We start from the raw sequence: 25,617 nt of genomic DNA on the forward strand, positions 1-25,617 counted from the left end.
CTGCATCACTCCCCGGGGGCCGCCGCGTCGTGCCGGCGCGGTGCGACACCGAGGTGCTCACCGACCCGGTGAACCATGAGGGTCATCTCGTAGGCGATCTGGCCGACGTCCGCCTGGACCCCGCTCAGCACCGAAAGGCAGCTGCCCTCGCCGGCGGCCGTGACGAAGAGGAAGCCGTCGTCGAACTCGACCATCGTCTGCCGTACGCCGCCTGCCTCGAAGTGCCGCCCGGCTCCCTTGGCGAGACTGTGGAACCCGGACGAGACAGCGGCCAGGTGCTCCGCCGTCGCGCGGTCCAGACTGGTGCTCGCGCCGGTCACCAGACCGTCGCCGGACAGCACGAGCGCGTGCCGGACGTGCGGCACCCGTTCCGTCAGGTCGTCCATCAGCCAGGTGAGTCCGTTGCTCACGGTCATCCCCCGTTGCCCCCGTTCTCCGCAGTCCCGTGCGGTGTCGCAGCGTCCCGTCCGCGGGCGAGGCCGCGCGTGAACGCCGTCATCGTGGAACGAGCCTCTTCCGGAGATCGTTCCCTTTCCTGTCCGCCGGCCGGCGGCTCGGCCGGGCTGTCGTGCACGGCGTCCTCCCTGAGCTGCGCTACGAGACTGGCCTGCCGCACCCGCTTGGGCAAGCCCGCCCCGGTGCGCCCGTCCTCCTTGGGCCGCGAGGGTCCGCGGCGGGTGCGAGGTGTGCGCGGGGCCTTGTCGGCGCGGTCGCCACTGGGCGGCTCCGCCACGGACCGGGGCCGCAGCACGTGCTCCCCGGTCTCGGCGTCGTCCGACGATCCGTCGACCAGCACGGCCTGAGGGATCATCACCACGGCCACCGTGCCGTCGTACCGGCCGCGGCGCAGTGCGACCCGTACACCTTGGCGGGCCGCGAGCCGCCCGACGGTGAACAGCCCGAGGCGGTCGGTCTCCGGCAGGTCGGTGCCGGCGGCGGCCTCGCCCATCTCGCTGTTCGCCTCGGCGAGTCGTTCGGCGCTCATGCCGAGTCCGCGGTCCTCGATCTCCAGGACGTAGCCGCCGCCGACCACCTCGCCGCGCACTTCGACCCTGCTCTCGGGCGGGGAGAACGCGGTGGCGTTGTCGATGAGTTCGGCGAGCAGGTGGAGCACGTCGGCGACCGCGGAGCCGACGAGCGCCACCCTGGGCATGCGCCGTACGACCACGCGCTGGTAGTCCTCCACCTCGCCGACCGCCGCCCTGACCACCTCCGCGAGCCGGACCGGGCGTCGCCAGGCGCGGCCCGGGGCGTTGCCGGAGAGGATCAGCAGGCCTTCGGCGTGCCGCCGCATGCGGACGGCGATGTGGTCGACGCGGAACAGGTCGTCGAGCTCCGCAGGATCCTGCGAGCGGCGTTCCATCCCGTCGAGGAGGGTGAGCTGGCGGTGCAGCAGCACCTGGCTGCGGCGGGCGAGCGTGGTGAAGACCGCCGACACCCCGCGGCGCATCCGCTCCTGGTCGACGGCCGCCCGCACCGCGGCGCGCTGCGCGGTGTTGAAGGCCCTTCCCACCTGCCCGATCTCGTCGGCGCCCAGGTGCAGTTCGGGGGCGGCGCGGGCCACGGCGTCGTCGTCGAGCTCCTCACCGGACCGCAGCCGGTGCAGCACCTCGGGAAGCCGGCTCCCCGACAGCTCCAGCGCCTCGTTGCGCAACAGTGTGAGCCGCCGGGCGATGCTGCGGCCGATCAGGAGGGAGACCACGACGGTCAGGACGACCGCGAGCAGGCCGGCGAGGCTGACCGCACCGGTCCTGAGAAGGACGCTCATGCCGTCCTCGCGCGCCTGGTCGCCGATTTCGCGGGCGGCCTCCAGGTTGATGGTGCTGAGCTGCGCGAGGGCACGGTCGGCATTGAGCCGCCAGTCGTGCGAGACGACGCTGCCGACGTCCGCCGCTCCGGCGGAGCGCACGGCGGACTCCATGGAGTCCAGTGACCAGGCGACGCTGCCGCCGCCGAACTGGTCGAGGCGTTCCTTGGCCGACTTGCTCAGTTCCGGGTCGACGATCGAGTGCAGCAGCTTCCGGCCGTCCACGGTGCTGACGAACTCGCGGTACTGGCTCACGGACATGGGCTGTCCCGCCAGCACGGCGCTGATCATCGCGTCCTCGCGGGACAGCAGCTCCCGGGCGCGTACGAGCTCGATGACCAGACCGCCCTGGTGGGCCACCTCACCGCTCTGCAGGGAGGCGAGTGCGCCGCGCAGGCGGAAGGTGGGGTCGATCACAGACGAGTAGCGGTGCAGCGCCATGGACCAGCCGAAGTCGGGCCGACGCAACTCGGCGCGCAGCGGCCGCAGATCCTCGGCAGCGGTGAGGATCTCGGTCAGCCGCTGCTTCTGCACCAGGTCGAGCGGTGCGCCGCGGGCCTGGTCGCGCGCGTGGTCGCGCAGGACCGCCAGCAGATGGTCGGTGTCCTTCTCGCTCCGGGCGAGTTCGGTGCCGCCCTGTGCGCCCTCGGAGGCGACATAGGTGACGGCGAGGCGTCGTTCCACCTGCAGCGCGCGGGCCAGATCGTCGGCCGGGGTGCCGTAGTAGCGGTAGGTCTCGGCGATCCCGATGAGGGCGAAGGCTCCGCGTACCGAGGTGTAGGTGCTGTACGTCCACAGACCCGCCAGCGACAGGAGCGGCACCAGGATCAGTGCCACGAGTTGCGTGCGGATGGTGCGGGGGCGCAGGCGCATGCGTCAGGTCCTCGGTCGACCATGGGTTCGATACGGAAGGGCACAGTCTGGCCGAAGAAGGCCCCCTGACAAGCGGCGACTGTGACAAGTCACAGCCCGGGGCGGCCGCCGGCCGTCGAATCCCGTCGAATCGGCCGGATGCGCGTTCACACCACGCCAACGATCCGGCGACGTCGCGGAAACGCCCGCGTCGCACACTCGACGGTCGGAACGCACACGCACAGGAAAACGGGTGGTGCGCCGCGCATCGCACCCGTCCAGCGGCCCCCGGACACCCCTTCGGCGCCCTCTCGGGGCAGGATGGGGGTATGGGACACAGGATGACCGAGGAAGAGTGGCGGGCCTTTGTGTCCGCCGGGACGCGGACGGGCAAGCTGGCGACGGTCCGCACGGACGGGCGGCCGCACCTCGCCCCCATCTGGTTCTTGCTGGACGGGGACGATCTGGTCTTCAACACCGGCGCGGGAACCGCCAAGGGGCGGAACATCGCACGCGACGGCCGGGTCGCCCTGTGTGTGGACGACGACCGGCCGCCGTTCTCGTTCGTGGTCATGGAGGGTCGTGCCGAGGTGAGCGATGATCCCGGCCCGCTGCTGGAGTGGGCCACCAGGATCGCGGCCCGCTACATGGGTGAAGAGCGGGCGGTGGAGTACGGGAAGCGCAATGGTGTGCCCGGCGAGCTGCTGGTGCGGGTGCGGATCGACAAGGTGCTCGCCGAGGCCGACGTGGCCGGATGACGCCAGGGGCCGGCCGGCCACGCCGGCTCAGCTGACCGGCTTGCCGCCGTTGGCCTTCTTGCCGTTCGCGGCGACCGCCCACCAAGTGCCGCCGACGCCGTGACCGTTGGTGTCGCCGGCCTTGGTGTCGCCGGTGTACCAGTAGACCGGCCAGCAGTTGTACGACAGCTGCTTGGTGCCGTCCGACCGCGTGTAGGTGCTGACGAGCTTGGGGTTGAGGCCCGCGGCCTCGGCCTCCGCCTTGGAGACGGGCTTGGCCGGCGGCCACTTCTTCAGGCAGTCGCCCGTGCAGTTCGACACCATCGGCCAGTCGGTGTCCTTGTCGAACCGGTAGAGCGTGCGTCCCTTGGAGTCGACCAGGATGTCGCCTAGTTTGGCGTCGTTGACGACCGACAGGATCGGCCACTTCTTGTCCGAGACATCTTCCGCGGTGTCCCCGGAGCCGTTGCTGTCGTCGCCGTAGCCGTAACCGTCGTCGGAACTCGCGGAAGGACTCGCCACCGACGGGTCGTCGTAACCGTAGGCGCCGGAGGAGTCGGCACCGGGCTGGGCCGACTGGGCAGCGTTCTGCTGCTCGGCCGCGGGGGCCACGTTGCTGGCCTGGTCGTAACCGGACGACGCCCCGCTGCCGCAGGCGGTGACGAGGAGGAGGGCAGCGGCCGTTCCGGCGACTGCGGCACCGATCCGCTTGTGCATCTGAACTCCTAGCGCGATAGAGGCTCGGGGGCCGTACGCCCCGCCTGTCCACCTGTACGCACCCGGCTCGGAAGCCCCTCAATGCACGCTGTTATTCATTTTCGGCCGCGCCGTTCTGCTAGGGTGCCCGCCTGCCGACGGACCGTCAGCTCACGGAGTCCAGCAGACGGGCGGCATGCATCCTCCCCGCGTGCTCCACCAGAGCGATCAGCACGTCCCTGCTCGACGCCCGCTCCCGCGCGTCGCACGTCAGCACAGGGGTGCCGTCGTCCAGGTCGAGCGCCCTGGCAATGTCCTTGGGACCGTGGTCGCGCGCTCCGGGGAAACGGTTGACGGCCACCGCGAAGGGGATGCGCCGGTGCTCGAAGAAGTCCACCGCGGGGAAGCAGTCCTCCAGGCGGCGTGTGTCCGCCAGCACCACGGCGCCGAGCGCACCTTGTGCCAGCTCGTCCCAGAGGAACCAGAAGCGGTCCTGCCCGGGTGTGCCGAACAGGTACAGCGACAGGTCCGCCCTGATGCTGATGCGGCCGAAGTCCATCGCCACGGTGGTGGTTGTCTTGCGCTCCACCCCATCTGTGTCGTCGACCCCCCGCCCGGCCTCGGTGAGCTGCTCCTCGGTGCGCAGCGGCCGGATCTCGCTCACCGCCCCCACCAGCGTGGTCTTGCCCACCCCGAAGCCGCCGGCGATGAGGATCTTCAGCGCCATGGGCGGTGTGTCAGAGTGCCCGGAGTCCATTGATCACCTCTCGCAGAATGCTCACGTCAGGGAGTTGCCCCGGCGGCACCGGGCCGCGGACCCGTACGCAGCCGAGCGCCAGCAGGTCGCCGAGCAGGACGCGCACGACGCCCACCGGCAGGTCGGACTCGGCCGCGAGCTCCGCGACCGACTGGGCGGTGCGCCGGCACAGCCCGAGCAGGCCAGCGTGCTCATGGGTGAGCGACGGGTCGTCGGCCGCACCGGGCTCGGCGATCACCTGGGCGATCAGGTCCAGTCCGGCACCGGCCGTCCCGGGGCGGGTCCGGCCGCCTGTCAGGGCGTACGGCCGCACCATGGGCCCGGCTTCGTCGTCGTACCAGTGGTCGCCCGTACGGCGCGGGTGCCCGCCGTTCATCACCCCTCGGCCCGGTCAGCCGGCGACGGGGCCGGCGGCCCCGAGGCGCGGCGGTGTGTGCAGATGTTCGCCGACGCGCTTGACGAGCCTGGCCATCTCGTAGGCGATCAGGCCGACATCGGCGCCCGCCGTGGTGAACACGGCGAGGCAGGAGCCCTCGCCCGCGGCGGCCACGAACAGGAAGCCGTGGTCGAGTTCGACCATGGTCTGCCGGACCGCACCCGCGTCGAAGTGCCGGCCGGCGCCCTTGGCGAGGCTGTGGAATCCCGAGGCGACGGCCGCCAAGTGCTCGGCGTCCTCGCGGCTGAGTCCGCGCGAGGCGCCCACCGCCAGTCCGTCGCCGGACAGCACCACGGCGTGGCGGACCTGGGTGACCCGCTCGGTGAGGTCGTCCAGGAGCCAGTCCAGCTCACCGGACCGGTTCGATGCGTCGATCATCCGTGCTCTCCTTCGCGGGATGCCCTGCCGGGGGTACGGCCGGTGTCGGTGTCGCCGTTCTCCGGGGCCGTACGCGGGCCGCCGTGGCCGCGGGCACCGTTGTGGTCGTGCTCGGACGGCGGAGCGGCCCGCAGCGGACGGCGGGCGGCACTGTCCGTGTCGCCGTCGCCTTCGCGCGGCAGAGCGCCCCCGCCGCGGATCCAGCCGCTGCGGTAGGCCGCCAGGGTCGCGCGTGCCTGCTCGGGGGAGCGCTCCGGCGCCTCCCGCTCCGGCCCGGTGGCCGACATGCCGTCGACGGCGGGCCGTTCGAGCAGTTGCGGGGCGAGGCTGGCCCGCCGTACCCGGCGCGGGAGCGGGCCGTCCCCCGCGTTCGCCCCTTCGCGTTCGGCGGAGGCCGGCACGGGGGCGACGGACACAGGGGTCGGAGCCGGGGCGGGTCCGGTCGAGGGCATCGGCGTGGCGGCCGGTTCGCGTTCCGGTACCGGGCCGGATGCAGCGGTCCGCGCTCCTTCACCGGGCCGGCGCGGGGACGCCGCCACCGCGGTCACGGGCTCCTCGGCCAGGGTGCCGCTCCCGTGGACCGTGGGCGCCACGCTCCTGGTCACGGGCGCCTTGGCGGTGTCGGGCTCCTGGGCGCCGATCTGCAGCAGGGCGCTGGGCAGCAGGACGACAGCGGTCGTGCCCCCGTAGGGCGAGGGGCGCAGCGCGACCTTGACGTCGTGCCGGGCGGCGAGCCTGCTCACGACGAACAGGCCGAGCCGGTCGCTGTCGAACAGGTCGAGCGCCTGGGACTGGCCGATACGGCGGTTGGCCTCCGCCATGGCTCCCGCGCCCATGCCGAGCCCGCGGTCCTCCACTTCGAGGACGAAGCCGTTGCCGACCTGCTCGCCGTAGACGCGCACCTTGGTGTGCGGCGGCGAGAACTGGGTCGCGTTCTCGACCAGTTCGGCCACCAAGTGCGTGAGGTCGGCGACCGCGGCGCCGACCACGGCCGTCCTGGGCAACCGCCGGACCTCGACGCGCGCGTAGTCCTCGACCTCGGCGACCGCGGCGCGCACCACATTGGCGAGCGGTACGGGCTTGCGCCAGGCGCGACCTGGTGCCGCCCCGGAGAGGATGATCAGGCCCTCCGCGTGGCGCCGCATCCTGGTGCTGAGGTGGTCGAGCCGGAACAGGTCCTCCAGCTCCTCGGGGTCCTCGGTGCGCCGCTCCATGGAGTCGAGCAGGGCGAGCTGACGGTGCACCAGCACCTGACTGCGGCGGGCGAGGTTGACGAAAACCCCGGAGACGCCGCTCAGGAGTTCCGCGCGCTCCGCGGCGGCCCGCAGGGCGGAGCGCTGCACGGTGGCCAGTGCCTCGGCGACCTGTCCGATCTCGTCGCTTCCGTGGCGCCCGAGCGGGGCCTCGGCCTCCAGGTCGAGCGACTCCCCCGCGCGCAGGCGCCGCATGGCGCGCGGCAGTCTGCGCCGGGCGAGGTCGAAGGCGGTGTTGCGCAGTTCGACGAGTTCGACCACCAGACCGCGCCCGATGCGCACGGAGATGAGCAGCGAGGCGACGACGGCGATCAGTCCGAGGAGCACGGCCGTGCCGGATCGGCTGAGGAGGCTGTGAAGAACGGGCTGCTGGGCGGGGGCCGTGCCCACCGCGATCGCCGCCAGGCCACTCGACACGCGGCTGGCGGCCGGTTCCCAGGCGGCGGCGGGAGCCGCGTCGGCCGCGGCCTTGCCGGGGCCCGCTGCCAGGACTGCGTCCTCCACCACCGCAAGGTCCGCGTACTCCTCGGACCCGCTGAGCCGCTCCCAGGCACGGCGGTTGTCGCCGGTCAGCCCTGGCACGGCGGCGGCAAGGAGGAGCCGGCGGGCGCGGATGGCCCCGCTGACGTCGCCGTAGCGCGCGGTGGGCAGGTCGTGCTCCAAGGCGGCGGTGGACAGCAGGGCGTCCTCGCATGCCAGTTGCTCGGCCGCGCGTCCGATGTCCAGGGCGACGCGGGACTGGGGCGATTCGGCGATCGCGTCGGCAATGGCGAAGGCGTCCGTGATCGCGTCCGTGTAGGCCTGGTAGACCCGGCCCCACTCGGCGGGTGCCCCGCTGTCGGCGGGGCGCAGCGCGTCGAGGCCGTCCACGGCGCCGACAAAGGCGCGCACGCGGTCGGCGACTTCACTGGGCAGTCCGGTTCCGTCGGCCACGGTGTGGTCCTTGCCGAGGCGGAGTTCGGCGACGGCGCGGCCGGTCGCCGCGGCCCGGCGCCGCAGTTCGGCGGCGGCGGCCGTGGACGTCGGCTCCGCCATGGAGTGCCCCGCGGCGCGCCGTTCGGCCTCCAGCGCGGTGATGGTGGTGACGACCGGTTCGCGGATCGTTTCTGCAATGCGCTGCGCCCTGATCTGACCGGATATGTCCTGCGCAGTGGTGACGGCGGCGAAGGCCCACAGCGCCATCAGGGAGACTACGGGCACCATCAGCAGGCAGACGATCTTCGCGCGGACGGTTCTGGGCCGCAGGCCCGGCAGGGACGTCCGCGGCGGCCGCTCGTCGGCGGGAAGACCGGCGTGCGCCCGGCGACCGCGCTGCGGCGTCACGCGGCACCCTCCCCGAGCCGCGCGGCGGCCGCCGAGGCCCCGCGTTCCCTCGCCGTCGGGGACAGCGCGACGAAGGCCGAGGTGAGGAAGAGGTACGAACCGAGACCGACGATGAGCGGGAAGAGGAAGGCGGTCGCACCGGCCCCGCCCAGCTCGGCGGCCGAGGGCCGCACGTCCACCCGTACGGCGAGCATCCCCGTGTAGTGCATGCTGCTCACCGCGACGCCCATGAGGAGCGACGCCCCCGCGACGACGACGGGCCGGTGCACGGTGAGCACCGCCCACAGGGCGACGGTCGCGGCGGCCACCGCGACGGACACGGACAGGGCCACCTCCCAGGGGTCGTAGGAGACCTCGCCATGCAGGCGCATCGCCGCCATCCCGAGATAGTGCATGCTCGCGACGCCCAGGCCGGTGGTGAGCCCGCCGGCCGCCAGCGCCAGGAAGCGCCCCTTGCCGTAGCCGACGGCGAAGACGCCGAGACCGACGACGACGAGCGCGACCAGCAGGCTCAGCACCGTGAGCGGCACGTTGTAGCGGATCTCGGTGCCGCTGACGCGGAAACCGAGCATCGCGACGAAGTGCATCGTCCAGATGCCGGTGGCGAGCGCGCTCGTGGCCGTGAGCAGCCAGTTGCGGCGGGAGCGGCCGGTGGCGGCGAGGGCGCGGCCGGTGCAGCGCAGTCCGAGGGCCGCCCCGACGCACGCCATGGCGTACGAGAGCAGCGGCGTCAGCCAGCCGAAGGCGGCGTGGTCCATGTGTCCCATGGCCACCGGACGCTAGTGCGGGCGCGGCACCCGGCTTCGGCCATGACGGAACCCTGCGTTAATTGACAGGGTGCTTTCCCCGTGCGCTGCCGAACGATCGCGCAGAGCCCGAACCTGCACAGGCCAGCGGTGTTTCAGGAGCCACGGGGCGCATACATGATGACCCCGACGCCCACGAGGCACACCAGTGCCCCGATGACGTCGAATCGGTCGGGCCGGTAACCGTCCGCAACCACTCCCCAGGCGAGCGAGCCCACGATGAACACGCCGCCATAGGCGGCCAGAATGCGGCCGAATTGGGCGTCCGGCTGCAGGGAGGCCACACATCCGTACAGGCCCAGCGCGACCACACCGGTGCCGATCCAGGCCCAGCCGCGGTGTTCGCGCAGGCCCTGCCACACCAGCCAGGCGCCGCCGATCTCAAGGAGCGCGGCAAGCACGAAGAGGGCGATCGAACGGAGCGTGAGCATGCGACCATGATGCCCCGCGCCCCCGCTGCGCCGACCGCGGCCCCACCAGAGGTGTCCGACATGCATTCCGACCCCGCTCATGTGCGTGAGTTCTTCGCTGCCCGGGCCGCCGACTGGGACACCCGGTTCCCCAACGACGGTCCCGCCTACAGGGCGGCCGTGGCCGAACTCGGCCTGCGTCCCGGACAGACCGTGCTCGACGCCGGCTGCGGCACCGGTCGCGCGCTGCCGTTCCTCCGGCACGCGGTGGGCCCGTCGGGGGCGGTCGTGGGCGCCGACCTGACCCCCGAGATGCTGACCGCAGCGGTCCGGGCGGGTCGTGGGGCGGACGGCGCCCTGGTGCTGGCCGACTGCGCACGCCTGCCGCTGCGCGACGACGTCGTGGACGCCGTCTTCGCGGCCGGGCTCATCGGCCACCTGCCGGACCCCGCTGCGTGCCTGCGCGAACTGGCCCGGGTGACCCGGCCCGGCGGGTTGCTGGCCCTCTTCCACCCCATCGGGCGGGCCGCACTCGCCGCCCGGCAGGGCCGCCGGCTCACCCCCGACGACCTGCGCGCCGAGCCCAACCTGCGGCCCCTGCTCGACGGGGCGGGCTGGACGATGACCGGCTACGCGGACACCGGCGACCGGTTCCTGGCGACGGCCGCGATGAAGGCATAGGCCTTGCCGACCGCGATGCCGTTCACCGCTCCCGCACGGCCGCGAAGCGGAGGCACCCGTACCGCATCCGCGCAGGCAGCCGCCTTGCGGGGTGCGGAAGTTGGCCGCCGCGGCGGTTCCCGGGAGCGCTTCCGGGCTGGTGAAGGGTTTTCCACAGGCGTGGCTCCGCTCTCGACGCGGGTCTCACCGGCTGGTTAGGGTGCGCGCACCACGGAGTACCACTCGGAAGGGGATGCCCGTGTCCGCGACGGACGACGACGCGCTGTTCGTGCTCACGGCGGCGATGCTGACGCCCGCGCAGTTCCCGAGCGTCCTCGCCGACGACTACCCGGCGGCCTGCGCCGAGCTCGGCCTCGAAGCGGTCACCGGCGGCTACGGCCTGATCTTCGGGCAGGACGGTGCCGGCGCCCGGTGGACCGTGGCGGTCAACGACACCGCCCTTGTGGCGTGCGCCCTGGCCGCCTGGGACTGCGGGCTGGAGTACGACCTGTCCCCCGACGAGCACTCGGTGATCGCCGCCCTGCCCGGCTGGCCGCTGCCGGTGGCCGTCGCCGCCCCGGGGGTCGCCGCACCCCACGACCCCGACGAGAAGGACGCGGGACACCCGCTCTCGCCACCGGACAGCGAGCAGTGGGGGCCGGCCCAGCGGCGCATGGGCGCCGACGAGATCGCCCTCCAGTGGCGCACCTGGCGTGAACAGCTGGGCGAACCGGCCGGGTCCGGCGAGGACGGGGAAGCAGAGCCGGACACGCACACGGGGAGCGGCCTCCACCCGGGCGTGCGCCGCGCGTTGACCGCCGCCCAGGAGTACGTCAACACCCCTCCGCCGCCCGGCCGCATACGGTCGACGGCGGCCGGGGAGGGTGTCCGCACGCTGCGCGTGGACGGGACGGACTGGAGCCTGGTGGCCCGCACCGACGACGTCGCCTTCGTGCTGCTCGACGAGGAGCCGGGCGAAGTACTCCCGGTCGGCCGCGGCCCCGAACTGCCGGGACTGCTGGAAGCCCTGGACAAGCTGGCCGCCCGGCCCAGCTGAGCCGGCCCGCCAGGGCCCCCGTGCGGGCCCGTCGCCCCCGGACGGCGCACCGTCGGCGAACAAGCGCCGCCGTGCATCTGCCATCAGGATGAGTAGACACTGGATGGGGTTTCGGCGGCGCACGCAGTGGTGCTCCCCACCGGTTCGCCGCTGTGCTCGACCCCACGGGGCCGTCGTCGGACTCACAACAGGACGAGAGGTAGGCAGATCATGAGCGAGGCAGAGCAAGGCGCGGGGCGCGTGGTTGTTGTTACCGGCGGTACGCGCGGCATGGGCCGGGAGACGGCGGGCTATCTCGCCCGGCTCGGCTACCAGGTCGTGGTGAACTACTCGGGGAACGAGGCGCAGGCGAACGACACCGTCAAGGAGATTGCCGCCAGTGGCGGGGCGGTCGTGGCAAAACGCGCGGACGTGGCGGACGAGGTCGCGGTCGCGGCCATGTTCGACGAGGTGGAGACCGAGTTCGGCGGGGTCGACGTCCTGGTCCACGCGGCTGGGATCATGCCCGTCGGCCCGATGGTCGACTTCGACCTCGACCAGCTCGACCGGCTGCTGCGCGTCAACGTCCGCGGCACCTACGTGGTGAACCAGCAGGCCGCGAAGCGGCTCCGCTCCGGCGGCGCCATCATCAACTTCTCCAGTTCCATCACCAAGTTCAGCCGGCCCGGCTACACCGCGTACGCGGCGACCAAGGGCGCGATCCAGGCCATGGCCCTGATCCTCGCCCGCGAACTGCGGGGGCGGGACATCACCGTCAACGTCGTGGCCCCCGGCCCCATCGCCACGCCCCTGTTCTTCGAAGGGAAGAGCCAGGAGGTGATCGACCGCATCTCCGCCGAGCCGCCGCTCGGGCGACTCGGCGAGCCGGACGACGTCTCAGGGACGGTCGCCTTTCTCGCGGGCACCGGCCGCTGGATCAACGGCCAGACCCTCTTCATCAACGGCGGAGCCATCTGACGGCCGGCGCCGCCAGTTGTCGCAGGACAGCGCACCAGCAGCACCCTGGCCGGCACTCCCGGCTCAGCCCGCCCGGGGGTCCTCGCGCGGGTCCTGGTGCACCTTTTCGGCGACCTTGCGGGCCGCCACCAGCACCGGGTCCCACACCGGCGAGAACGGCGGGGCGTAGCCGAGGTCGAGGGCGGTCACCTGCTCGGCCGTCATGCCCGCCGTCAGGGCCACCGCGCCGATGTCGACCCGCTTGGCCGCGCCCTCGCGTCCGACGATCTGCAGCCCGAGCAGCCGCCCGGTGCCGCGTTCGGCGATCGCCTTGACCGTCATGGGCGCCGAGCCCGGGTAGTAGCGGGCCCGGCTGGTGGACTCCACCACGGCCGTCACGTACTGCAGGCCGGCCGCGGCGGCCTGCGAGGCCTTGAGGCCCGTGCGGGCGATCTCCAGGTCGCAGACCTTGCTGACCGCCGTGCCGACGACCCCGGGGAAGGTGGCGTAGCCGCCGCCGATGTTCGTGCCGACGACCCGGCCCTGCTTGTTCGCGTGGGTGCCGAGGGGGATGTGCTGCATCCCGCCGGACACCAGGTTGAGGACCTCCACGCAGTCGCCCGCCGCCCAGATGCCATCCGCGCCCCGCACCCGCATGGCGCGGTCGGTGAGCAGCCCGCCGTGCTCGCCGAGCGGGAGTCCGGCCTCCCGCGCCAATCCGGTGTTGGGAGCCACGCCGAGGCCGAGCACGACGACGTCGGCCGGGTACTCGCCCGCATCGGTGGCCACCGCGCGGACCCGGCCGTCGGCGCCGGTCAGCACCTCGCGCACAGCGGAACCGGTGACAACGGTGATCCCGAGCCCCTCCATGGCCTTGCGCACCAGGTGCCCCATGTCCGGGTCGAGGGTGGACATGGGCTCGTCGGCCCGTTCGATCAGCGTGACGCGCAGCCCGTGCCGCAGCATGGCCTCGGCCATCTCGACGCCGATGTACCCGCCGCCGACCACGACCGCGTTCCGTGCCGGGGTGCCGTCGAGCGCATTGAGGATCTCCTCCCCGTCGTCGAGGATCTGCACCCCGTGCACCCCGTCGGCGTCGATCCCCGGGATGCCGGGGCGCTTGGGGACGGCCCCGGTGGCGATCACGAGCTGGTCGAACCCGGTCCAGTCCTCGGCACCGGAGGAGTCGCGGGTGCGCACCCGGCGCGCGTCCATGTCGATGCCGACCACCTCGGTACCGAGTCGCACGTCGATGTGGCGGGCCCGGTGCTCCTCGGGCGAGCGGGCGATCAGCTCGCCGGGGCCCTCGGTGTCCCCGGCGATCCAGTAGGGGATGCCGCAGGCCGAGTAGGACGTACGGCGGCCGCGTTCGAAGGCGATGATCTCCAGATCGTCCGGGCCCCTGCGTCGGCGTGCCTGGGACGCGGCCGACATGCCCGCCGCGTCGCCCCCGATGACCACCAGCCGTTCCGTCATGGACGCAGCGTATGCGCCCGCCCCCCGGTATCGTGCGCGGCCACCCCCGTGCCGCACACTTGTGCGTCATGGACCTCCAGATCACCGCGACCTCCCCGGAGCATCCGGCCGCCCTCCTCGACCTGCCGTGGAACGTGCCGCTGGAGGAGTGGCCCGAGGAGTACCTGGTGGCCCTGCCCCGCGGTATCTCGCGGCACGTGGTGCGCTTCGCGCTCGCCGGGGACGAGGTGGTGGCGGTCAAGGAGGTCGGCGAGTGGGCGGCCGTCCGCGAGTACGGGCTGCTGCGGGACCTGGACCGGATCGGCATCCCCGCGGTGGACCCGCTGGCCGTGGTCACCGGCCGCAAGGACGACCGCGGTACGCCGCTCGAGCCCGTGCTGATCACCCGGCACCTGGGCGGCTCTCAGCCCTACCGCTCGATGTTCGAGACGACGATGCGGCCGGGCACCGTCAACCGCCTTCTCGACGCGCTTGCCGTCCTCCTGGTCCGGCTGCACCTTGCGGGCTTCGCCTGGGGTGACTGCTCGCTGTCCAACACCCTGTTCCGGCGCGACGCGGGTGCGTACGCGGCCTACCTGGTGGACGCCGAGACCGGCCAGATCCAGGCCAACCTCTCCCGCGGCCAGCGCGAGTACGACATCGAGGTGGCCCGGGTCAACATCGCGGGCGAGCTGATGGACCTGGAGGCGGGCGGTTCCCTGCACCCCTCCGTGGACCCGATCACCTTCGGCCAGGCCATCGCCGACCGCTACGACGAGCTGTGGCACGAGCTCACCCGCGAGTCGGTCTACCCGGTGGCCAAGCGGCACTACATCGACCGGCGCATCCGGCGGCTCAACGAACTCGGCTTCGACGTGGCCGAGATGCAGATCCAGAAGTCGCCGGACGGCGACCAGGTCACGTTCCTGCCCAAGGTCGTCGACGCCGGCCACCACCAGCGCCAGCTGCTCCGGCTCACCGGCCTCGACGCCGAGGAGAACCAGGCCCGCAGCCTCCTCAACGACCTGGAGACCTGGATGGCCACCCAGGACGACTACGCCCCCGGCGACCCCCTCGGTGCCCGTCCCGAGGTGCTGGCCCACCGCTGGGTCCGCGACGTCTTCCGCCCGACCGTCCGCGCCGTCCCGCGCGAGCTGCGCCGCGGCATGGACACGGCGCAGGTCTACCACGAGCTGCTGGAGCACCGCTGGTTCATGTCGGAGCAGGCGCAGCACGATGTCGGGCTGGACGCCACGGTCGAGGACTACGTGCACAATGTGCTGCTCCAGGCACCGCAGGCACCGGCGGTGCCCCTGACTGAGGACTAGCGCCTTATCAGGCGACGTTCGTAGCGACGGATCATGCCGACCGGTTCCATGTGCGCGCGGCGGGGTAGGACCTTCGCCAGGGGCCACGCCCTGCGCGGTCAGCAGCACCATCTGAGCTCGCTGCCCTCTCACCACCGATCCGGTGCCCCTGCGGATGATGCGCAGCAGTCACTGGCCCGCTCGGCCATGCGCACGTCCCGGCAGCGAGCGGGGGTGGCGGCAGCGCCGCCCGCTTCACATCGCCCGGCGCTGCCTCAGCTCAGCGAGCCATGCCCGTACCTGTTCGTCGTCGTGCAGGTAACCGCCGCTCTCGCCCGCAGGGAGATCGATTCCATAGAGGCAGTTCAGCGCCCACCACTCGAGGTCGCCCCAGACGATCCCGTCCTCCAGTACCCAGCCCGCCGCCCAGCGGTCGACCTCGTCCCGGGACAGCCGACCCGCGACAAGGCCAAGGAAGCGATCTTCGATCTCGTCAAAAGTCGGGGGGCTGCCGGCGTCCATGCCGCGACCGTACAGGCAGGGCGAACGTCGCGTGATGCGGCATTAGCTTCCCGCGCCCGGGGCGAGCGGGCGTCTCAGGTCGGCGGTCAGGGCGGCCTCCGCCACGTCGGGGTCGGGGTGCGCCGTGAGGGAGTCCAGTTCGGCCGCCCAGGGGTCCGTCCATCCCGTGGCATCCCCGCCCGCGCGGACGAGGAGCACCGCGAGCAGGCCGGCCGGCGTGCCGGGGCGCCTGCTCAAGGCGCGGGCCAGATCAAGGAGACCCGGGGACGTCCGGCCGTCGCGGGCACCGACGACCACGGAACGCTGGTCGTCCAAGGGCAGGACGTACGGGTGCCCCTCGAGAAGCCGAAGGCAGTACTCCCACCGCTCCTCGCCGGTGTCGCCCTCGCGCAGCGCCGCGAATGCGGCGCCGAAGGCCGCGCGGGCGGCGGCGCGTCCCAGCCCCGCACGTTCCAGGGCTTTCGCGTAAGCGTCCAGCGCCGGGGCGGCGTACCGGTAGTGGCTCGTGGACAGACGGTCGAGCAGGCGCAGCCCCTCCCGGCCCGACCCCAGGGCGCGGAGCGCGCCGTCCAGCGCGGTGGTCGCCGCCTCGGAGCGCGAAGCCGCACTGGCGAGCGCGTACCCGGCGGTGTACCGCTCGCCGTGCGGGCGTGCGGGGTCGGACAGTGCGGCGGCCAGCGCTCCGGCCACCACCTCGTCCGCGCCGTGGTCGCGGGCGACCGCGCCCAGCGCACCGCAGGCGGCCGCCACGACGTCCGCGTCGCCTCCCTCGCGCACCAGGGCGGCCAGGAAGTGCGTGTGGGCCTTCGCAGCGGCCGGGGCCGCGTCCCGGCGGCTGTCGATGACGGCCTTGCGGACCGCCGGCTGCCCCATCCGGGCCCGCAGGCAGGCGGCGATGCCGGGCCGGTCCAGGGCGGCGGTCAGCGGCACGGCCAGAACGGCGAGCACGTCGTGGTGCTGGCCCGGCACGTCCCACGCGGCCAGCAGGGCGAGGAACGCCTGCTCGCCGGAGCGTTCGCCCAGGGCCCGCGCAGCCTCCTTCCGCGAGCCGACCGGTGCCCTCGGGTCGGCTGCGATGGCACCGAGCCGTTCGATCGCCTCCGTGTCGGGAATCGCGTCGAGGAGACGGCGCAGCGCGGCCATCGCTGCCCGGCCGCGCACGCCACCCGTGCCGGCGTGCTCCAGCAGCGGACCGAGCGCGGCGGGGTCGGCCATCCGGCCGAGCGAGGCCAGGGCGGCAGCCACAACGGGCTGCGGGACCTCTCCCCCGGTGAGCCGCCGCAGGGCCGATGCGTCGCGCAAATGGGCAGCGGCCTTGGTGCGTTGCCTCAGCGGCAGGTCTTCGTCGGCGGCGATGCCCGCCAAGTGCCGGGCGATCAGCGCCCGCTGCACCGGCAGCCAGCGCCCCTCGGCGGTCCCGGGCAGCCCCGGCAGCCACGGCTGCGGGACCGCGGCGGGCAGACGCTCCAGCAGGTCGGTACGGCGCCGCGTCACCGTCTCCTCAAGGCGCGGCACCGCGGCGAACCGCCTGCCGGACGCCAGGAGTTCCGCCGCACGGGCCTCCCGTGTCGCGGGGTCGGCGAGCCAGGCCCCGGCGGCGTGTGCGGCGGCGTCGGGATCGTCACTCCCCAGGGCGGTACGGACGAGCAGGTCGTCACAGCCCGGCAGGGCGGCGGCGTGGCGCTCCAGGAGTGCGGCCATGCCGAGGGCGTTCCGCGCGCTTCCGCCCCCGGTGCCCGCCGCCCAGATCGCGCGGGCCGCCGACCGGTCGACGTCCAGCGGCCTCGCGCGACCCGGGAACCGGGCGTCGGTGACGACCTGGGCGAGCAACGGCACGACAGCCGCGGCGCGTTCGTGGTCACCGCGCGTGGCGGCCGCCACGGTCACCCGGCGCAGGAGCCGTTCGGCGGCTTGGAGGGTGCAGGCGGTCGAGTCGTAGGACTGGACGGTGGTCAGGGCCGCGTCCCGCAACGCCGTGTACGGGACGGCCGCGAGCAGCCGGGCCGGTGCGAGCGCCGCCTGCTCCAATGCCGCCTGACGTACGGTGCACTGGTCGTGCCAGGCGCGTTCACACGTGACGAAGATGCGGGCGTACTCCGCGAGGTCGCCGTGCCGGGCCGCGGCGGCGAGGAGTCCCGGCCAGGCGGAGCGTCTCCGATGGACGGTGAAGTCGTCGGCCAGGCCGCGGAAGAGGGGTTCGGCCTCCGCAAGCGGAAGGAGCACGCCGAAGCGCAGCCGGACGTCGCGCTCGGGCCCCGGGACGACGGACAGGTCCTGGAGGAACTCGGCGCGGTCCGCGGGCTCCAACGCGGCGACCGCGCTGACCGGCGCCTTGTGCCGGTTTCCGCCTGGCACGCGTTCGCGCACCAGGCGGACGCGCTCGACGGGCGGAAGAAGCGCCAGGAGGGGATCCTCGGTGACGGGTTCGGTCAGTTCCCGGTGCTCGTCGTCCTGGGGGCGGCACACCGCTGTCAGGGCCGCGAGTTCCTCGGGGGCCAGTTCGCGCAGCGCACGACGGACGCTCCTGGGCAACGGTCCGTCGGCCAGCGGCAGTTCTGTGACGCCCGCGCGGCCGACGGCGGCAAGCAGGTCGCGCGGGCGGCGCAGGACGGCGACCACGGCCTCGCCGGACAGGAGGCGCGGCGCCTTCTCGGCGAGGCTCAGCGCGGCTCCGGGGTCCCGCCGGGCCACGCTCTCCGCCAGGTCCGCGTAACGGCGGACGAACCGGTACCACCCGCCGGCTCCCTCGGCCCGCTCGCCGGCCTGGACGAGGTGTTCCGCGACCGCCCGCGGTGCCGTACGGACCAGCGATGCCAGCACGCCGAAGGGAGCGCCGAGCCGGGGCAGCCATTCCTCGACCGTGCCGGCAGGGCAGGCCGGCAGCAGTTGTGCCGCCTCGGCCTCCCCGTACCGCTCGTGGACCTCCGGCAGCAGCCGTGCCGCGAGTTCACGGCGCCGGGACAGCCGCAGGATGCGGTAGGCGTCGCGTCGTACGCCACGAGTGCCGCTCAGCGCGAGCCGCGCCAGGGCGGCGTCGGGAACGGGCAGGCGGATGGCGGCCGCCAGGGCGCGGCGGCGCAACCGGGGGTCGTCGAGCGCGACGGCCACGGCGTCGATGTCGCGGCGGACGACGGCGAGGAAGAGCGCGAGGTGCCGCTCGTCCGGGCTCCCCTTTGCGAGCGCCGCGTGGGCGGCTCGATAGCCGTCCTCATCGAGGGAACGGCCGTGCTCGGCGACGGCCCGCATCCGGGCCGGGAAGGGAAGGTGATCGAAGTGCTCGAAGTGCGTGTACAGAGTGCGGACTTCTCTTCGGGAGTGTTCCTGGACCCCGGCGGTGGCCGGGGGCGTGGGCGCCTGGGGCGGCGCGGTAGTGATCGTCCGCCACCGGTGTCCTGCGCCGCAAGTGCATTGCGCGACAGGGCACCGGAGCAGTCCTGTGTCGTACAGGTGAAACCGACCTCGGCCAGGCGCAGTTCGGTCGCGGCCGGCCGCGCACCGGTCCGGCGCAGTCAGTGGCGTGCACGGGGGTAGCGTCGAGCAGGCGGAGGTGCGGCACCGGCGACGTCGAATGCCCACCAAATGATACCCAACGTCTCACATAGTGGACGAGAAGGAGAGTGGGCATGTCCGTGATCGAGGCGCGTCCCGTCGGCCGGGTGGCCGGAGGCCGCACCGCAGTCGAGGACGACGACTGGGGCGCGGTGGAGGCGGTGATCCGGCTGGACGCCGCCCGGTTCGGACCCGAGGCGCTGTTGGGACTCGACGCCTTCTCGCACCTGGAGGTGGTCTACCGCTTCGACCGTGTGCCGGAGGAGCGGGAGCAGACCGCGGCACGCCATCCGCGCGGCAACAGCGCCTGGCCGCTCGTGGGCATCTTCGCGCAGCGCGGCAAGGAACGGCCCAACCGGCTGGGCGTCTCACGATGCGAGCTGCTGCGCGTCGAGGGGCTGGACGTCCACGTGCGGGGCCTCGACGCGGTGGACGGCACTCCGGTGCTCGACATCAAGCCGTGGATGACCGGCTTCGGCCCGCGGGGCGAGGTCGTGGAACCGGGATGGGCCGGGGAGTTGATGCGCCGCTATTACTGACGGCCCGGGACGGCCGAGACGCCGCCGGGTCCACGGGCGGCGCATCCGGGTGAGGCGGTGGCGGTGCGCGGCGTGTCCTCTCCTGCCCGTTAAGGCATATGAGCTGATGTTCCTTTATGCAGTCAAGGCATGCGGCCGCGGGCTCGCACCACGGAACCCGCGGCTCGCGCCAGGGGTCGGACGGGCCGCACCGCCACCCCAAGGGGGCGCACCGGGCCGTGCGGCGGTCACGCCGCACGCTGACCGTCCTGGTCGTCGGCACCGGAGCGGTGGGCTTCGTCGCCCTGACGGCGTGGGGCGTGCACAGTGCCGTCGTCCACTCCCCCTCCCCCGTCCTGTACGCCCGCCCGGCACCGACCCCGCAGGAACAGCCGTTCCCCAACCTCGCCGACCGCGTCACCATGCACCGGGTCCCGGCCTACCCGGCCGCGGAGCCGCGGATCGTCACCCGCGCCTCGTGGGGGGCGGACGAATCGCTGCGCCATGAGGCACCCCACTACGGTCACGTGGTGGAGGCGGTCTTCCTGCACCACACGGACAGCGGCAACGGCTACGCCTGCAAGGACGTGCCGCGCATCATCCGCAACATCTACACCGGCCATGTGCGCGGCAAGCACTGGGACGACGTGGCCTACAACTTCTTCGTCGACAAGTGCGGCACGATCTACGAGGGACGGGCCGGCGGCCTGGCCAAGCCGGTGACCGGCGCGCACGCGGTCGGCTTCAACCAGGACACCATCGGCGTCGCCGCGGTCGGCACCTTCGACGCCCCCGGCAGCGTGACGCACGCGCTGGAGGAGGGAATCGCCCGGCTCGCGGCCTGGAAACTCGGGATCTCCGGCATCGACCCCCGCTCCAAGGTCACCCTGGTGTCCAGCAACGACCAGAGCCGCTTCCACAAGGGGCAGCACGCGGTCTTCCACGTGATCGCGGGCCACCGGGACGCCTTCATGACCGACTGCCCCGGCAACGCCCTGTACGCCGCCCTGCCCGCCATCCGCGCCGAGGCCGCCCGGCTGCAGGGGCGGCCGCAGGCGCGCAAGGGCTGACGGGCGAGAACGGGGGCCGGAGCCGCCCCGTCGTCACTTCTCCGGCCGGAGCCGTGCGGACGTCAGCGCCAGCAGCGCGACGTCGTCACCGACCGCGCCCGCGTACCGGCTCAGGTCCTCCCAGACCGCGTCGACCACCTCGCGCGGCGAGGGGTTCGCGGCCCGGGCCAGCAGCACGGCCAGCCGGCCGGCGAGCGGATAGAAGACCCCGGACGCGTTCCTGGCCTCCGTCACGCCGTCGGTGTAGGCCAGGATCATGTCGCCCCGCAGCAACTCCACTTCCGCGATCACCGGCAGCGGCAGGCCCGGCAGTCCGGTGCCCAGCGGCGGCGCGGGGTCGGCCGCCAGCTCCAGCACCGCGCCGTCGCGCAGCAGCAGGGCCGGCGGGTGCCCGTGACAGGCCACCCGCACCACCGAGCCGCCCTGGGGGAACTCCAGCAGCAGCGCCGTCGCGAACAGCTCGCCATTGGCGTCCGCGTCCAGCAGCAGGCGCCGCTCCAGGCGTCCGGCGACGCTTCTCAGATCCGGCTGGTCGAGCGCCGCCTCACGGAAGGCGCCGAGAAGGGACGCGACGGTCGACACCGCGGCGAGACCGTGGCCCTGCACATCGGCGATCAGCGCCCGCACGCCGTGGGGTCCGTCCCGTACGTCGAACAGGTCGCCGCCCACCAGGGTGCCGCGCTGCGCCGCGCGATACAGCGCACCGCACCGGACCGCGCCGACCCGGGGCGGCACGGGCGCCAGTACCGCGTGCTGGGCGGCCTCGGCCACCGAACCGGCCTCCACCAGACGGCCCCGGGACCGCTGGCCCACCGCCGCGATCACCACGCTGAGAACACCGATCAGCACAACGGCGCCCACTTCCTCGCCGGCGAGACTGCCCGAGCCGACAACGGGGAGCATCATCACGACGACCACGGCGACCGCGATGACCGCCGTGCCCAGCACCCCGTAGGTGAGGGCGGCCAGCGGTGAGACCGCCGCATAGTACGCGCCCAGTTCGACGTCACCAGGTGTGACGCCCTGCGCGACGATCAGGGCGGCCAGGAGGGCGACCGGCAGCAGGCGCAGCCACCCGGGCAGCGGGGAGATCTGCAGTGTGCCGTCCTCGGCGGGAACCGTCCCCATAGAGGCACGGTAACCGCGGTCGGCCGGTGCCGCCGGGTCAGCGGGCGGCCGCCCTCGTGGCCGCGACGAGTTCCGGGTGATGACGCCGGGCGACCTCGGGATGGGCGCGCAGCCACCCCTTGAGCTCATTGCGTCCGTACTCGGCGAACAAGGGGTTGGCGGGGTCCTTGGTGGCGCCCGGGGCGTGGTGGGCGTGCGCGAAGGGCAGCGGGGCGATCCGTGCGTCGAGCCGCGGGTTGTAGAAGAAGGGGACGGAGAAGCGCGCGCGTGCGCCGGGCGGGCTGACGACGCGGTGGTTGGTGGCCTTGAGCCAGCCGTCGGTGGCGACCTCCAGGAGCTCGCCGAGATTGACCACAAAGGCGCCGGGCAGCGGCGGGACGTCGTGGAAGCGGCCGTCAGCGCGCTCCACCTGGAGGCCGCCGACCTCGTCCTGGAGCAGCAGGGTCAGGAAACCGTAGTCCTTGTGCGCGCCGACGCCCTGGCCGTCTCCTGTGGGGGCGGTGCCGGGGTAGCGGACCAGCTTCAGGTGCAGATGCGGTTCGTCGGCGAAGGCGCCGTCGTAGAAGTCCTCGGGGGCGCCGATGGAGGCCAGCAGTTCGTGCAGCAGGCGGTGCGCGACACCGCTGAGCCGGTCGATCCAGCGCAGCGAGCGCTCGCGCAGCTCGGGGAGGCCGGCGGGCCACTGGTTGGGGCCTTCGAGCCACCAGTACGGGGGTTCGCCCGCGGCGGGGACGTGCCGGGGCCGCTCGGCGCCGATGTCGAGCTGGTCGCGCCAGTCCTGGCTGCCGCCGGTGCGCTCGTCGCCGATGCGTGTGTAGCCGCGGAAGTGCGGGGAGTTGAGGTTGCCGAGGGCGAGGCGTTCCGCCTCGGGGAGCGCGAAGAACGCGCGGATCACGCGCATCAGGCCGGCGGTCTCCTCGGCGGTGACGCCGTGGCCGGTCAGCTGGAAGAAGCCGACGTCGTGGGCGGCGGCGTGCAGGTCTCGGTGGAGCCGGGCGCGGGCCTCGGGGCCGCGGTCGGCGGCCGACAGGTCGATCACGGGGAGCTGGAGCGTCATGTGTCTTTCCGCAGGGTGTGTCCCGGCAGCGGCGGCGACGGCCGGACGCTCCGCGCGGGGCCCTGTTGGGGCGGCGGCGCGGGCCGGGTGAAGGGAGGGGGGGAAGAAGGCGAGGTGCCGGGGGTCAGCCGCTGCGGCGACAGGACATGCTCGTGACGCGGACGAAGTCCACGTGTCGGCGGCGCACGAGCAGAAGCATGGGCCAAGGGTACTGCCGGGGACGGCGACACTCCGTGACCCATGTCACCCCGGCCCATGAACCGGGGTCCGCGAACGTGGGGCGGCGCCATGGTCCGAGCGCGCGGCGGCGGACACGATGTGGCGGCAACCGACCCCGACGTGCCCTGGAGGCACCATGCGCCCCTGGAGAGGCCTCACCAGAGGTGTCCCGAAGAGCGTCCCCCTGCTCGCCGCCGCGGCCCTTGTGCTGGGTGCCGCCGCGGTGCCCGCGGAGGCGCGGACCGCGACCGCGGGCCACTGCGCCCGGCTGGACCGGGTGGTGGTGCCCGGCGCCGCCCTCGCGCAGCGCGCGTGCCTGCCGGACCTGACAACCACGGGCCTGGCCGGCACCCCGTACACCGACACGGCCGACCAGGCGGGGCTGTCCGCCGCGGGCACGGTGCGCCCCTCCGGTGTGCCCGGCGTCCAGGTCGACGGCTACTTCCCGGACAGCTCCGGCTTCAACACCACGCACGGCTGGAACCACGACGCGCAGTTCGTGCTGCGCATGCCGGACCGCTGGAACGGCGGCCTGATCGTCACCGGCGCCCCGGGCACCCGCAAGCAGTACTCGCTGGACGTGCTCATCTCCGACTGGGCGGTCGCGCAGGGCTATGCCTTCGCCGCGACCGACAAGGGCAACAACGGCCCGGACTTCTGGACCGACGGCAGCCGCCCCGGGGACGCGATCGCCGAGTGGAACCGGCGGACGACCCAGCTCACCGTCGCCGCGAAGGCCGCCGTCGCCGGCCGCTACGGCCACGCGCCACGTCGCACCTACATGACGGGGATCTCCAACGGCGGCTACCTCACCCGCTGGCAGCTGGAGAACCACCCGGCGCTCTACGACGGCGGGGTGGACTGGGAGGGCACCCTCTGGACGGCGGACGGACCCAATCTGCTGACCTCGCTCCCCGTCACGGTGGCCCGCGCCCAGGGCCGGGCGACCGACGCGGACCTCATCGCGGCCGGGTTCGCGCCGGGCTCGGAATTCCTGTGGCCGTACCACCAGCAGGCGTACTGGGGAATCACGCAGAAGACCTACCGGGCACTGTTCGACCCCGCCTACGACCCGGCCTGCCCCGGAACGAGCGCCGGCACGACCGTCCCCGAGATCCTGGCGCCCTGCGCCTCGGACGCGGACTACGACTACGCCGCCCGGCCCGCCTCGGTGCACCGCGCCGTCGCCCGGGTCGCGCTCACCGGCCGGATCGGCAAACCGATGATCACCCTGCACGGCACCCTGGACTCGCTCCTGCCGATCGCGGCCGACTCCGACGTCTACGACCGCATGGTCGACGGCGCGGGCCGCGGCCGGCTGCACCGCTACTACCGCGTGGCGGGCGGCAACCACGTGGACGGCCTGTACGACACCTACCCGGACCGGCTGCGCCCGGTCCTGCCCTGCTACCGGGAGGCGCTGGGCGCGCTGACGGCCTGGGTGGAGCACGGGCGTACGCCGCCCGGCGACCGCACGGTCCCGCGTCCGGCGGACGGCGACGTGGTCAACTCCTGCACGCTCGGCTGATCAGACCCGTTCCAGCCGGCGGTGCGGCTCCTGGGGCAGTTCGACACCGACACCGTCCCCGGGCCGCACCTCGCCGCCGGTCAGCACGACGCCCATGATGCCGCCCTTGCGGACGACCGCGCCGTGCTCGTCGCGGCCGACGACCTGCTTGAGCAGCCCGCTGCGGAACGCGTCGATCTGCAGGCACGGATTGCGCAGCCCGGTCACCTCGACGACCGCCTCGGCCCCCAGCCGCAGCCGGGTGCCGACGGGCAGGCCCAGCAGGTCCACGCCGCGGGTGGTGACGTTCTCGCCGAGTTCGCCCGGGGCGACCTCGTATCCCGCCGCGAGCAGTTCGTCGAGCAGTTCGCCGTGGATCAGGTGGACCTGACGCAGGTTCGGCTGCGTCGGGTCCTGCGCCACCCGCGATCGGTGCTGCACCGTCACTCCGAGATGCGCGTCCCCCTCGACGCCGAGGCCGGCGAGCAGACGGATGCACGGGTGCGCCGGTTTGCTGAAGTGGTGGCCCTCGTCGCGGCTGACGGAGACGACGGTGCCGGTCGCGGCAACAGTCATGGAACGCGCTCCCCTCGTCCAGGCTGCACGATCGTCAGCCTAGCCGAATCAATTGTTGAGACTTCAAGAAGTTTTCCCTACGCTGGGGCCATGCCTGTACGCCGCCTCAATCACGCCGTGCTCTACATCCGCGACGTCGCCCGGTCCGTCGCGTTCTACCGCGAGGTGTTCGGCTTCACGGTCGACGTGGAGATCCCCGGACGCGCCGCCTTCCTGAGCGCCAAGGACACCCTCAACGACCACGACCTGGGGCTGTTCGCCATCGGCCCGGACGCGCCGGGCCCCGAGCAGGGCCGGGTCGGCCTCTACCACCTCGCCTGGGAAGTGGGCACGCTCGGCGAACTCGCCGACACCGCCCGCGCGCTCACCGAACGGGGCGCGCTCGTCGGCACCAGCGACCACGTGGTGTCCAAGTCCCTGTACGCGAAGGACCCCGACGGCAACGAGTTCGAGGTCATGTGGCGCGTCCCCCGCGAGGACTGGCCGACCACCCAGGAGGTCATCGGCCCCCGTCCCCTCGACCTCCAGGCCGCCCTCGACCGCTGGGGCCCCGACCTCGCCACGGGCGCCGCGGCCGGCTCGGTGACCTGACGCCGGGGCG

24 protein-coding genes are annotated in these 25,617 nt (G+C 73.3%); 9 read left to right on the top strand and 15 right to left on the bottom strand.

Translation table 11 applies throughout. The features are described from left to right. Nucleotides 1-5 precede the first annotated feature (5 nt). Both ACIP64_RS23940 and ACIP64_RS23945 read right to left on the bottom strand, forming a co-directional pair. Nucleotides 6-416: a roadblock/LC7 domain-containing protein gene (locus ACIP64_RS23940; protein ID WP_360900069.1), complete on the bottom strand. Its 411-nt coding sequence runs from the start codon at nt 414-416 to the stop codon at nt 6-8. Further along, nucleotides 413-2,680, bottom strand: coding sequence for a nitrate- and nitrite sensing domain-containing protein (locus tag ACIP64_RS23945; RefSeq protein ID WP_401590243.1), 2,268 nt, complete (start codon nt 2,678-2,680; stop codon nt 413-415). The genes ACIP64_RS23940 and ACIP64_RS23945 overlap by 4 nt, the downstream gene beginning before the upstream one ends. Before the next feature lie 308 nt (nt 2,681-2,988). Between ACIP64_RS23945 and ACIP64_RS23950 the strand changes: the two genes are divergently transcribed. After that, on the top strand, nt 2,989-3,417 hold the full coding sequence (locus ACIP64_RS23950; protein ID WP_401590246.1) for a PPOX class F420-dependent oxidoreductase: 429 nt from the start codon (nt 2,989-2,991) through the stop codon (nt 3,415-3,417). 27 nt (nt 3,418-3,444) lie between these two features. Here ACIP64_RS23950 and ACIP64_RS23955 read toward each other — a convergent pair whose 3' ends face one another. The 7 genes from ACIP64_RS23955 to ACIP64_RS23985 form a co-directional block, all read right to left on the bottom strand. Beyond that, on the bottom strand, nt 3,445-4,113 hold the full coding sequence (locus tag ACIP64_RS23955; RefSeq protein ID WP_401590249.1) for a hypothetical protein: 669 nt from the start codon (nt 4,111-4,113) through the stop codon (nt 3,445-3,447). A 145-nt stretch (nt 4,114-4,258) separates the two neighbouring features. Further along, nucleotides 4,259-4,849, bottom strand: coding sequence for a GTP-binding protein (locus ACIP64_RS23960; protein ID WP_401590252.1), 591 nt, complete (start codon nt 4,847-4,849; stop codon nt 4,259-4,261). Continuing rightward, complete coding sequence (locus tag ACIP64_RS23965) at nt 4,830-5,225, bottom strand: DUF742 domain-containing protein (RefSeq protein ID WP_401590254.1); 396 nt, start codon at nt 5,223-5,225, stop codon at nt 4,830-4,832. The genes ACIP64_RS23960 and ACIP64_RS23965 overlap by 20 nt, the downstream gene beginning before the upstream one ends. Before the next feature lie 15 nt (nt 5,226-5,240). Further along, nucleotides 5,241-5,663 carry a roadblock/LC7 domain-containing protein gene (locus ACIP64_RS23970; protein WP_401590257.1) on the bottom strand — a complete coding sequence of 141 codons (423 nt, stop codon included), beginning with the start codon at nt 5,661-5,663 and terminating at the stop codon, nt 5,241-5,243. Then, nucleotides 5,660-8,119: a nitrate- and nitrite sensing domain-containing protein gene (locus tag ACIP64_RS23975; RefSeq protein WP_401590623.1), complete on the bottom strand. Its 2,460-nt coding sequence runs from the start codon at nt 8,117-8,119 to the stop codon at nt 5,660-5,662. Before ACIP64_RS23975 ends, ACIP64_RS23970 begins: the two co-directional genes overlap by 4 nt. A 116-nt stretch (nt 8,120-8,235) precedes the next feature. Beyond that, a complete protein-coding gene (locus tag ACIP64_RS23980; RefSeq protein ID WP_401590260.1) occupies nt 8,236-9,006 on the bottom strand; it encodes an MHYT domain-containing protein in 771 nt (256 codons plus the stop codon). A gap of 134 nt (nt 9,007-9,140) precedes the next feature. After that, nucleotides 9,141-9,476 carry a YnfA family protein gene (locus ACIP64_RS23985; protein WP_401590263.1) on the bottom strand — a complete coding sequence of 112 codons (336 nt, stop codon included), beginning with the start codon at nt 9,474-9,476 and terminating at the stop codon, nt 9,141-9,143. Nucleotides 9,477-9,536: 60 nt separating this feature from the next. On the opposite strand from ACIP64_RS23985, the gene ACIP64_RS23990 reads away from it, so the two are divergent. The 3 genes from ACIP64_RS23990 to ACIP64_RS24000 all read left to right on the top strand — a co-directional run bounded on the left by ACIP64_RS23990 (nt 9,537) and on the right by ACIP64_RS24000 (nt 12,129). Further along, nucleotides 9,537-10,136 (top strand): class I SAM-dependent methyltransferase, encoded by a 600-nt coding sequence (locus ACIP64_RS23990; protein ID WP_401590265.1) that lies wholly within the window; start codon nt 9,537-9,539, stop codon nt 10,134-10,136. A gap of 232 nt (nt 10,137-10,368) precedes the next feature. Further along, on the top strand, nt 10,369-11,172 hold the full coding sequence (locus tag ACIP64_RS23995; RefSeq protein ID WP_401590268.1) for a hypothetical protein: 804 nt from the start codon (nt 10,369-10,371) through the stop codon (nt 11,170-11,172). A 210-nt stretch (nt 11,173-11,382) separates the two neighbouring features. Further along, nucleotides 11,383-12,129, top strand: a complete 747-nt coding sequence (locus ACIP64_RS24000) for an SDR family oxidoreductase (RefSeq protein ID WP_401590271.1) — start codon at nt 11,383-11,385, stop codon at nt 12,127-12,129. A gap of 63 nt (nt 12,130-12,192) precedes the next feature. Here ACIP64_RS24000 and ACIP64_RS24005 read toward each other — a convergent pair whose 3' ends face one another. Further along, nucleotides 12,193-13,584, bottom strand: coding sequence for an FAD-dependent oxidoreductase (locus ACIP64_RS24005; RefSeq protein ID WP_401590273.1), 1,392 nt, complete (start codon nt 13,582-13,584; stop codon nt 12,193-12,195). Nucleotides 13,585-13,652: 68 nt separating this feature from the next. Here ACIP64_RS24005 and ACIP64_RS24010 point away from each other — a divergent pair, with 68 nt between their 5' ends. Then, nucleotides 13,653-14,891, top strand: a complete 1,239-nt coding sequence (locus ACIP64_RS24010; protein WP_401590276.1) for a DUF4032 domain-containing protein — start codon at nt 13,653-13,655, stop codon at nt 14,889-14,891. A gap of 234 nt (nt 14,892-15,125) precedes the next feature. On the opposite strand, the gene ACIP64_RS24015 is transcribed toward ACIP64_RS24010, so the two are convergent. After that, nucleotides 15,126-15,392, bottom strand: a complete 267-nt coding sequence (locus ACIP64_RS24015; protein WP_401590279.1) for a hypothetical protein — start codon at nt 15,390-15,392, stop codon at nt 15,126-15,128. Between the two features lie 42 nt (nt 15,393-15,434). Continuing rightward, nucleotides 15,435-18,638 (bottom strand): hypothetical protein, encoded by a 3,204-nt coding sequence (locus ACIP64_RS24020; RefSeq protein ID WP_401590281.1) that lies wholly within the window; start codon nt 18,636-18,638, stop codon nt 15,435-15,437. A gap of 377 nt (nt 18,639-19,015) precedes the next feature. Between ACIP64_RS24020 and ACIP64_RS24025 the strand changes: the two genes are divergently transcribed. Both ACIP64_RS24025 and ACIP64_RS24030 read left to right on the top strand, forming a co-directional pair. After that, nucleotides 19,016-19,480, top strand: coding sequence for an SAM-dependent methyltransferase (locus ACIP64_RS24025; RefSeq protein WP_401590283.1), 465 nt, complete (start codon nt 19,016-19,018; stop codon nt 19,478-19,480). A gap of 218 nt (nt 19,481-19,698) precedes the next feature. After that, a complete protein-coding gene (locus tag ACIP64_RS24030) occupies nt 19,699-20,529 on the top strand; it encodes a peptidoglycan recognition protein (protein ID WP_401590286.1) in 831 nt (276 codons plus the stop codon). A 33-nt stretch (nt 20,530-20,562) separates the two neighbouring features. Here the strand turns inward: ACIP64_RS24030 and ACIP64_RS24035 are convergent, their stop codons facing one another. Both ACIP64_RS24035 and ACIP64_RS24040 read right to left on the bottom strand, forming a co-directional pair. Then, complete coding sequence (locus tag ACIP64_RS24035) at nt 20,563-21,657, bottom strand: PP2C family protein-serine/threonine phosphatase (RefSeq protein ID WP_401590289.1); 1,095 nt, start codon at nt 21,655-21,657, stop codon at nt 20,563-20,565. A gap of 37 nt (nt 21,658-21,694) precedes the next feature. Continuing rightward, nucleotides 21,695-22,714, bottom strand: a complete 1,020-nt coding sequence (locus tag ACIP64_RS24040; RefSeq protein WP_401590292.1) for an isopenicillin N synthase family dioxygenase — start codon at nt 22,712-22,714, stop codon at nt 21,695-21,697. A gap of 355 nt (nt 22,715-23,069) precedes the next feature. On the opposite strand from ACIP64_RS24040, the gene ACIP64_RS24045 reads away from it, so the two are divergent. After that, a complete protein-coding gene (locus ACIP64_RS24045) occupies nt 23,070-24,461 on the top strand; it encodes a tannase/feruloyl esterase family alpha/beta hydrolase (protein ID WP_401590295.1) in 1,392 nt (463 codons plus the stop codon). On the opposite strand, the gene ACIP64_RS24050 is transcribed toward ACIP64_RS24045, so the two are convergent. Beyond that, complete coding sequence (locus tag ACIP64_RS24050) at nt 24,462-25,016, bottom strand: MOSC domain-containing protein (RefSeq protein WP_401590298.1); 555 nt, start codon at nt 25,014-25,016, stop codon at nt 24,462-24,464. Nucleotides 25,017-25,106: 90 nt separating this feature from the next. Here ACIP64_RS24050 and ACIP64_RS24055 point away from each other — a divergent pair, with 90 nt between their 5' ends. After that, entirely contained in the window at nt 25,107-25,607 is a 501-nt protein-coding gene (locus ACIP64_RS24055; RefSeq protein ID WP_401590301.1) for a VOC family protein, read from the top strand. The last annotated feature ends 10 nt before the right edge of the window (nt 25,608-25,617 follow it).

The organism is Streptomyces sp. NPDC088733, assembly GCF_044751185.1.
Taxonomy (GTDB): Bacteria; Actinomycetota; Actinomycetes; order Streptomycetales; family Streptomycetaceae; genus Actinacidiphila.